The sequence below is a fragment of the Salinivibrio socompensis S35 genome, assembly GCF_000513715.1.
Lineage (GTDB): Bacteria > Pseudomonadota > Gammaproteobacteria > Enterobacterales > Vibrionaceae > Salinivibrio > Salinivibrio socompensis.
Map to the genome: position 1 here is coordinate 1 of NZ_AQOD01000150.1, position 9,552 is coordinate 9,552.

The 9,552-nt window shown below is 49.8% G+C and carries 5 protein-coding genes and 3 pseudogenes; 5 read left to right on the forward strand and 3 right to left on the reverse strand.

Annotated features, from left to right (window positions below; genetic code table 11):
• Window positions 1-484, forward strand: a 484-nt coding sequence (locus tag DZ54_RS0114935) for an energy-coupling factor ABC transporter permease (RefSeq protein WP_025674944.1), incomplete at its 5' end; no start/stop codon positions are given.
• Window positions 485-631: 147 nt separating this feature from the next.
• Complete coding sequence (locus tag DZ54_RS0114940) at window positions 632-1,822, forward strand: MFS transporter (protein WP_025674945.1); 1,191 nt, start codon at window positions 632-634, stop codon at window positions 1,820-1,822.
• 62 nt (window positions 1,823-1,884) lie between these two features.
• On the opposite strand, the gene focA is transcribed toward DZ54_RS0114940, so the two are convergent.
• Window positions 1,885-3,339 (reverse strand): formate transporter FocA, encoded by a 1,455-nt coding sequence (gene focA / locus DZ54_RS0114945; protein ID WP_025674946.1) that lies wholly within the window; start codon window positions 3,337-3,339, stop codon window positions 1,885-1,887.
• Window positions 3,340-3,536: 197 nt separating this feature from the next.
• On the opposite strand from focA, the gene DZ54_RS0114950 reads away from it, so the two are divergent.
• On the forward strand, window positions 3,537-4,442 hold the full coding sequence (locus DZ54_RS0114950; protein WP_025674947.1) for a LysR substrate-binding domain-containing protein: 906 nt from the start codon (window positions 3,537-3,539) through the stop codon (window positions 4,440-4,442).
• Window positions 4,443-4,536: 94 nt separating this feature from the next.
• On the opposite strand, the pseudogene pflA reads toward DZ54_RS0114950, so the two are convergent.
• Window positions 4,537-5,198, reverse strand: a pseudogene (pflA, locus tag DZ54_RS22235) (pyruvate formate lyase 1-activating protein).
• Between the two features lie 490 nt (window positions 5,199-5,688).
• Here pflA and DZ54_RS27190 point away from each other — a divergent pair.
• Together DZ54_RS27190 and DZ54_RS27195 are read left to right on the forward strand one after the other, a co-directional pair.
• A pseudogene (locus DZ54_RS27190) lies at window positions 5,689-6,110 on the forward strand (cache domain-containing protein); the annotation flags it as partial.
• A 60-nt stretch (window positions 6,111-6,170) separates the two neighbouring features.
• Window positions 6,171-7,226: a methyl-accepting chemotaxis protein gene (locus tag DZ54_RS27195; protein ID WP_338057068.1), complete on the forward strand. Its 1,056-nt coding sequence runs from the start codon at window positions 6,171-6,173 to the stop codon at window positions 7,224-7,226.
• 155 nt (window positions 7,227-7,381) lie between these two features.
• On the opposite strand, the pseudogene pflB reads toward DZ54_RS27195, so the two are convergent.
• Window positions 7,382-9,552 (reverse strand): annotated as a pseudogene (pflB, locus tag DZ54_RS22245) (formate C-acetyltransferase); the annotation flags it as partial.

Consider the following 9,552-nt stretch of genomic DNA (forward strand, 5'->3'; position numbering starts at 1 on the left):
AAAGAGGGGCTGGATTATTCATTTTTTGGGCGTAACCACGTTAGCTTTGTGCCATGGCTGGCGTATTGCAGTGTGGATTACGACCGTGCCGCTGGCATTGATGGCGATCTTTGGTTTTGTCCCGGTTGCCGATATCGGTATGACGGCGCTAACCACGGCGATACTGCCCATTTTGTTTAGTTATGCGATTTTTACGCTGAGCTATCACTATTTAACCCGCCACCTTTTTATCTATATTTTTATTGCGGCATTTATCGGCGCGGCACTGACGATCGTCTTCCAGCTGTCGGTTACCTCGCTCTGGTATTGGGCTGCCGATCGTCATAGTTGGCACGAGATTGTGCACAACTACTTGCAAATTGCGTTACTCATGTGGTTCCCAGAGGCGCTGCTTAATGGCATGGCGGTGACTGTGATGGCGGTGTATCGCCCCCATTGGTTGCGCACCTTTTATGACCGAGAGTATTTGTCGCCAGAGCGTTGATGGCGGAAAGGATGCCTGTTGCCGGGTTATCCATCAAATTTTCTTATCGAGACGAATAAAAACGTTCGCTGTATTTATCTGTGATAATGGCACACATTAGCGGCCCCGGCCGTCCGTGCCACTTATCTGAGAATTGAACGAACTGTCATGAACAATCTATCCTCTGCGCAAAATGGCAGCGGCATGGCCCTGTCTGTGTTTCCATGGGTACCACTCGTGAGCTTAACGGCATTTGCGGTAGCAAGTGGTTATTTGATGAGCTTGATCCCATTGGCATTAATGCCGCTTGGGATGCCGGCTGAATTAGCCGCCTGGCTAGCCAGCGCTTTTTATGCGGGGTTATTGTTTGGTGCTTTGTGGAGTGCACGTATCGTCGCGCGGATAGGGCACCGCCAAGCATTAGTGCTGTTTATGAGTGTGCTGCTGTTGTCTATTGCCGCGATGGCAACCATCAAAGCGCAGGGGATATGGTTAGTCTCACGGTTTGTGGCTGGGATCGCGGTAGCGGGGGTCTTTGTCGCGATTGAGTCCTGGTTACTGATCGCTGATTCAGAGCGCCAACGGGCCAAACGCTTAGGCTTTTACATGGCGGCCTTATATGGTGGTAATGCCCTGGGTCAGCTGGGAGTCGGTTATGTTGGTGTGACAGGTGCTCAGCCTTATTGGTTGATTGGTAGCCTGGTCACGGCCGCGATTATCGTGCCCTTATTCATGCGCCATGGTGAGCCGTCGCAAGAGATGATGGGCCCCGTTGAACACACTGGAACGTTGAAAGCGATTCGTAAAGCCGCTTATATCGCTTGTATTGTGTCGGGACTCACGTTGGGGGCGATTTATGGTTTATTACCGCTTTATTTGGCTGAACGTGTTGACGATCACCAACAGATTGGGGCGATGATGGCGTTAGTCATTGTTGGTGGCATGGGGGTTCAGCCGTTATTGGGGGCAATCTCGACAAGAGTGAACAGAGTATTGTTGATGTTCTACTTCTGTGTGGTGGGATTGTTTGCCGTGGCGACCATTATGCTTGCTAACAGCAACGGGTGGCTCGGCGTTGGGCTGGTGATGCTGGGTGGCGCCGTGTTTGCTATTTATCCTATTGCGATTGCTTATGCGTGTGCCACGCTGGCTCCCGGTAAAATTGTCGCGGCCACTGAGGCGCTTTTACTCGCTTACAGTGTTGGCTCCGTCAGTGGTCCGGTATTGGCGCATCAAGCATTTTCTGGTGAGCAAGGATTGATGATGTACTTGGCTAGTTGTTTGCTCAGTATGGCGATGTATATGTGGATTGCTTACCTAAGAGGGCGTCGGAAAATGCCTAACTTGAGTGCCGCCTGACAACGATGAGTGCTAAAAACGACACGCCTCAGAACCGGTCTGAGGCGTGTTTTTGGTTTTGATTAGGCGCTAACCAGCCCTTCTTTTGCATCGGCAGGGAGAATATCCATGGCGTTGCCGTATAGCGGTGCCAAAGTCCGAACCACATCTGAGCGGCTGATCACGCCAACCAAAATGTTATCTTTCATAACAGGATAAACGTACGGACGCGACAGTGTTTGCGTTTTCGCGCGTTCTAATGCGGATTGAGTGGTAAAGCGCGTGGCAATGCCCGCATCACTGACGGGATACAGCACTTGGTTGTCAATGCTCATGTACTGCGCCAGTTCAATTACGGATTGGTCTGCCTCAACCGTTTGCACCTCAGTGCGCATTAAGTCTTCGACTTTAGTGTCCATGTCGGGTTGGTAATCGTTCCACCATAAATCAACAAAGACATCTTGCACCGAGAAAAAGCCAACCAATTCATTTTGTTTATCGACCACGGGCGCGCCTTGTAACTGATAGCGGTTGAGTTGCTCTAATGCATCGGCTACAAACTGATGGCTTTGCAAGGCGCAGTGGATAGGCTTCATATTTTTTTCGATGGTCAAGGTTTCTTGGGTCATAGTCGGTCTCTCAGAATAAGTCGCAGACGGTAGCGTCAATGAAGAAATTTGCGCTGTTTTGTTTTCTCTCTCGGGATTAATAATTAACCAGTACCCCATGCCGACTAGGCCAGCACCGCCGACAATATTGCCGAGCGTGACAGGGATTAAATTGGCACTGATAAACTGGATCAGATTCAGGTCATTGAAGGCGGCCGGTGAGCTACCTATTGCTTGCCAGAAACTGTCGGGCGCGAAAGTGGCAATGCTCATCCCCAGTGGCACCATGAACATATTGGCGACACTGTGCTCAAAGCCGGTGCTAACAAACATCGCAACCGGAAGGATCACCATCACCGCTTTGGTTAGTGGATTTTGTGAGGTAAATGTCATCCAAATGGCCAGACATACCAGCAAGTTACACAACACCCCTAACGCAAAGGCCTGTATCCAACTGTGATGGAGCTTGTGTTGGGCCACCTGTAATGCGTTTAATCCCCACTGCCCATCGTCAAGCTGGTACAGCCCTGCAACCATCACGATAAACACCAACAGTAGGGCACCGAACAAGTTGCCCATATACACTCTTGCCCAAGTGTAGAGCAGGCCGCGAGTGGAAATTTTGCCATTGGCTCGCGCCAGCATAGACAGCACTGTGCTGGTAAATAGCTCTGCACCGCCCAGCACCACCAATATCAAACCCATGCTAAAGGCAAGCCCGCCCATCAACCGGGTCATTCCCCAGCCGGCGTGACTGCCCGTGGTCACTGTGAGATAGAACACGAAAGCCAGTCCGATAAATAGGCCGGCCATTATGGCCAGCCCAACCGCCATCCGGGTCGATTTATGGGTTTTACTCTCTGCATACGCTTCGGCGTTGGCGAGCAATGCCGCGGGCCCCTCCGTTTTAATCGGGGTAGGACTTACCATGAGTTGCCTCCTCTGTCGGCATTATTTGCCCGAGGGGAAAGACATATCAACATACAGGTTGTACTCCTTTTTAGACGTAATGTGAATAAATCCAGCCTATTCTTCTCTCTATCAGGAGTAAAATTGATATTTCTTAGGGTTATAATCACAAAAATTGATAGGGTATTGTCATTAAAGCCAGACAGTAAGGAGCTTGGATGCGGTACTCATTAAAACAGTTGGCTGTGTTTGAAGCGATTGCCGCGAGCGGCAGTGTGAGCCGAGCAGCCGACCAATTAGCGTTGACGCAATCAGCCACTAGTATGGCCTTGTCGCAGCTAGAAAAGTTGTTAGGACGGCCGTTATTCGAGCGACAAGGCAAGCAAATGCAGCTCACCTACTGGGGCGCGTGGCTGCGACCCAAAGCACGCCAACTCTTGTTTGATGCGCAACAGATTGAAGCGGGGTTTGATGGACAGCACATTATTAGCGGTGATATTGCCTTAATTGCCAGTCAAACCGCAGCAGAACACCTTATCCCAGACCTTATCAGTATTATTGATAGTGATTTCCCAGAGCTGAGAATCGACTTTACGGTGAAAAATACCCAAAAAGTGATTGATAGTGTGCGCCGCTATCAGCACGACCTAGGGATCATTGAAGGGCGGTGTGATGATAGCCGTTTAAAGCAACAAGTTTGGTGTCATGACCATCTGGTGGTGGTCGCAGGTAAGCATCATCCCTATGCGCAGCGTGATCAGGTGAGCTTGGCGCAACTTGAACAAGCGCAGTGGGTTCTGCGAGAGCCGGGGGCGGGAACGCGACATAGTTTCGATAGTGCGATTCATGGCGTTATCGAAGATCTTGATGTGCGGCGAGAATACGAGCAGGTGCCTGTATTGCGTACCTTGGTTGCCAATTCCAATTACCTTAGCTGCCTACCTTACTTGGACGTTGAAAAGTGGATTGAACGTGAAGAGCTGGTGGCATTAAACGTCCCTGAGCTGAATATGCGGCGTACGTTGTCTTTTATTTGGCGCGCCGATGCGGCAGATAATCCGTTGCGTGATTGTATTATTCGAGAAGCGATTCGGATGACCAAAGCTCGTCGACGCGAGATGTAAGTATAAAAACGTGAAATATAAGTATAAAAATGCGAGATATGGATATAAAAAAGCCGGCTACAGGCCGGCTAATAGGGGTAAAAAGTGAATAATGTTAATACATTACGTTATGACCATAACTGGCAATGATGTTTTTGACGTTGTCCATCATTTCTTTTGATGGTGTGCCCACATCTTTTAACTCGTATTCGTAGCCGAGTGCCTCCCATTTGTGTTCACCCAGCTGGTGATAAGGGAGCAATTCAACTTTTTCGATATTATCCATGCCTTTAATGAACTGTCCTAAACGATGCGCGGAGTCATCGTCATCGGTATAGCCGGGAACCACCACATAACGGATCCAGGTTTTTTGCCCAATTTTGTGCAAATAGTGGGCAAAGTCGAGGGTGCGACGATTCGATACCCCGACTAAATCTTCATGAACCTCATCATTAAGCTGTTTGAGATCCAGCATCACGAGATCAGTGGCATCAAGCACTTCATCAATCACGGGTGTGTGCTTACGGATATAGCCGTTGGTGTCTAAGCAGGTATGAATGCCCTTGGCTTGCGCGGCTTGGAAAAAGTCTCGCACAAATTCAGGTTGCAACATGCTTCGCCCCCGGAAGCGGTAACCCCTCCGCCTGAGGCCGTAATGAAATGCCGGTATGCCATCACATCTTTCATGATCTCATCGACGGTCACTTCCTTACCGCCATGGGTGTCCCACGTATCGCGGTTATGGCAATACTTGCACCGCATCAAGCAGCCTTGCATAAAGACAATAAAACGTATCCCTGGGCCATCGACGGTCCCACAAGATTCAAAGGAATGGATGCGACCAATTGCCGACATAACTGTCTCCAGACTGCGAATTGCGATAGTGTTATTTTATTACAAAAACCGGTCTCAACGTAAGGAAATTCCCTCTTTTTCGCACACTCTTTCTTAACGTTACCTGGATGTTACATCTCTGCCCGTGGGTTGATCACAGTTCCAGTTTTCTATGCCAACACAATGAGAGGTGATCCAGATAATCTCCATGTTGTTTTTGTGTCTTCTGGTCTTTTTGTCCAAACTAACGTGCGACATGCAGAGTTACCCATATATAGCCTCTAGGCTGTATGTGGACTTGATGGAGCGAGTACCAGGCTAGGATCAACAGCAAACGCAAGGATATATAATGATAAAAATCAGTGATCTGAGAGTGAAAAACAAGCTTGTTGCGCTCATGTTGATAGCCATTGCATTGCTGATCGCGATCAGTATGTTCACTATCCAAAAAGAGCGTGATCAAGCGTATGCTGAGCGAACAGCCTCGCTAAGGGCGAACATAGAAGTGGCGCAAAGTGTGGTGAATTATTACCGTCAGCAGGCGTCACGAATTGGCGAAGAGGAAGCCAAAGCGCAGGCGATCGCACAACTGAATCAGCTTCGTTATGACGGCGATAACTATTTTTGGGTGCTTAAGCCCGATCTGACGATTGTTAACCATCCGATAAAACCCAACTTGAATGGCACCAGTGCCAGCAGCTTGACCGATGGAGAAGGCAAACACCATTGGCGAGAAATGGTGGCGGTGAGCAAAGGACCACAAGGCGGTGTACTGGATTATACCTGGCGTTCACCTGACGGTGAGATGAAGCCAAAATCTCTTATGTGAAGCGCGTTAATGGCTGGAACTGGATTATTGGCTCCGGCGTCCATGTTAGCGATATTGAAGCACAGTTTATCCAGTCAGCGTGGCAAATTGGTGGGTTAACACTTATCGCGGGGGTGATCCTGTTAGCTTGTGGTGCGTTTGTCAGTCGCGATATCGTCGTGCCGCTGGGTGAACTGGTCGAAAAGTTTGATCGGATTGCGGGTGGGGATTTGCGCATTGAGTGCGGTTATACCCGCCATGATGAAATCGGTAAATTGGCGCGGCGTATGGATACCGCTATGGGGAGTGTCCGTGAAGCGTTGCGTGCCGCTCATGATGAGGCGAAGCAGTCGTCCACCATGGCGTCGTCGATTGCATCGGCCAGTGAAGAGAGTGCACAAAGCATTCAATCTCAACGAGCCCAACTGGAGCAACTGGCAACCGCGATGAATGAAATGACGGCGACCGTTGCAGATGTCGCGGATCACGCAGAACAAACTGCGCAAGCCACCAATGATATTTCCTCGATGGCGGAAGATAGCAATCATAAATTGGATAGCACGGTCGCCAGTATCCGTGAAGTCGCCGAGCGTATCGCTGGGGCAGACAAGTTGGTCAATCAGGTCAAGCAAGGCGTGATGGAGATCAGTGATGTAGCGACGGTGATTCAAGGGATTTCTGAGCAGACCAACCTATTGGCCCTGAACGCGGCGATCGAGGCGGCACGTGCCGGTGAGCAAGGTCGTGGCTTTGCGGTGGTGGCTGATGAAGTACGCTCGCTGGCGCAAGGTACGCAAAAATCAACCACTCAAATCCAAGGGACGATAGAAGCGCTGACCAACAACGCGATTGAAGCGGCAGAGGCGATGAAATCAAGCCATACGTCCAGTGAAGCCAGTGTTGAAACCGCACTTGAAACTCAGCAGCAGCTTAAAGATATGGTGAGCGCGCTGCATGGCTCTAATGATCGCGTGGTACAGATTGCGGCGGCGGCCGAAGAGCAGGGGACGGTATCTGAAGAAATGAACCAAAACGTCAGTAACATTCATAACTCGGCGAACGAAGTCAGTGGCGCGGCTTCTCACCTGGCGGAGCAAAGCCAACTACTGGCAGATTCTGCGCAAGAACTGGATAGACAATTGGATCATTTTGAAGTGGTGTGAAGAACGCCACATCGTCATCAATATTGGGTCAATGAGTACGGATTGACGCGAAAGCGAACAATGAGAAATGATACGTAAAGAAACGCAAAATAAAAACCGCCAGATCTGCCGGCGGTTTTTTTATCAGCGTATCGCGTACGCTTAATCGCTACATCTTACAGTGAAGACGTAAAGGTACGTGTGATCACGTCTTGTTGCTGCTCTTTCGTCAGCGAGTTAAAACGCACTGCGTAACCCGATACGCGGATGGTCAGCTGAGGATAGCTCTCAGGATTCTCCATCGCGTCCAGTAGCATTTCACGGTTCATGACGTTCACGTTCAGATGCTGACCGCCTTCTTGACCGCTTTCATGGTGGAAGTAACCATCCATCAAGCCCGCCAAGTTCGCGCGTTGGGTGTTTTCGTCTTTACCCAGTGCATTTGGCACGATAGAGAAGGTATAAGAAATACCGTCTTTTGCGTGTGCAAATGGCAGTTTACCGACGGAGGTGAGTGACGCAACCGCGCCTTTTTCATCACGGCCGTGCATTGGGTTAGCACCTGGACCGAATGGCATACCCGCTTTGCGACCATCTGGCGTGTTACCGGTTTTCTTACCGTACACTACGTTCGAAGTGATCGTCAGGATAGACTGAGTCGGCACTGCATCGCGGTAGGTTCTCAGTGAACGAATCTTGTTCATGAAACGTTCAACCAAATCACAGGCGATTGAATCAACACGCTCATCGTTGTTACCAAACGCTGGGTATTCACCTTCGATGTCAAAGTCGATAGCGATACCATCTTCGTCACGAATAGGTTTTACTTTTGCGTATTTGATAGCCGCTAATGAGTCAGCTGCAACCGATAGACCCGCGATACCACAGGCCATGGTGCGATAAACATCACGATCGTGGAACGCCATCAATGCCGCTTCATAGCTATATTTGTCGTGCATGAAGTGGATGCTGTTCAGCGCAGTCACATATTGCTTCGCTAACCAGTCCATTAGGTGATCCATGCGGTCCATGACTTTGTCATAGTCCAGCACGTCATCGGGTCATCGGGGCATGCTCTGGTGCGACTTGGATTTTCAGCTTCTCATCAATACCACCGTTGATGGTATAAAGGAGCGTTTTGGCCAAGTTGGCACGGGCACCGAAGAACTGCATTTGTTTACCCACGATCATCGGTGATACACAGCACGCGATCGCGTAATCGTCGGATTCAAAGTCAGTACGCATCAAATCATCGTTCTCGTACTGGATAGACGAGGTATCGATAGACACTTTGGCACAGAATTTTTTGAACCCTTCAGGCAGTTGCTCAGACCAAAGCACCGTGATGTTTGGCTCTGGGCTTGGGCCCATGGTGTACAGGCTGTTTAGGAAACGGAAGCTGGTACGAGAAACCAGAGTACGTCCGTCTAGACCCATACCGGCAACCGATTCGGTGGCCCAAATTGGGTCGCCAGAGAAAAGGTCGTCGTATTCTGGTGTACGTAGGAAGCGCACCATACGCAGTTTCATGACGAAGTGGTCAATCAGCTCTTGCGCTTGCTCTTCTGTCAGTTTACCGGCTTCAACATCACGCTGTAGGTAGATGTCAAGGAAGGTAGATGTACGGCCTAGCGACATGGCCGCGCCGTTTTGTGTTTTAACGGCACCCAGGTAACCGAAATAGGTCCACTGAATGGCTTCTTTTGCGTTTTCTGCAGGGCGAGAAATATCACAGCCGTAAGACGCTGCCATTTTTTTCAGTTGGCCCAGCGCGCGGTGTTGCTCTGCAATTTCTTCACGCAATTGCATGGTCATTTGCAGATCTTCGCCGTTTTCGAATTTCTCTTGCAGAGAATCGAATTGCGCTTTTTTGTCTGTCATCAAAAAATCGATACCATAAAGCGCGACACGACGGTAATCACCGATGATACGGCCACGGCCATAGGCATCAGGAAGACCTGTCAAAATGCCAGATTTACGGCACTTCATGATCTCAGGGGTGTAGATATCGAAAACCCCTTGGTTGTGGGTCTTACGATGCTCGGAGAAGGTTTTCTTTACTTGAGGGTCGAGTTCGCGGCCATACGCGTCGCATGAACCTTGAACCATACGGATACCACCGTAAGGCAGCATGGCGCGTTTTAGTGGCGCGTCAGTCTGTAGACCAACGATCTGCTCCAGATCTTTCTCGATGTAGCCGGCGTCGTGAGACGTCAGGGTAGAAACCACAGACGTATCAAAATCAACCGGTGCATGCGTCGCATTTCTTGCTTTGATGCCTTCCATGACGCGCGTCCACAAYATTGGCGAGTCGCGTCAGTTGGCTCAGACACTAGGAATGATTCGT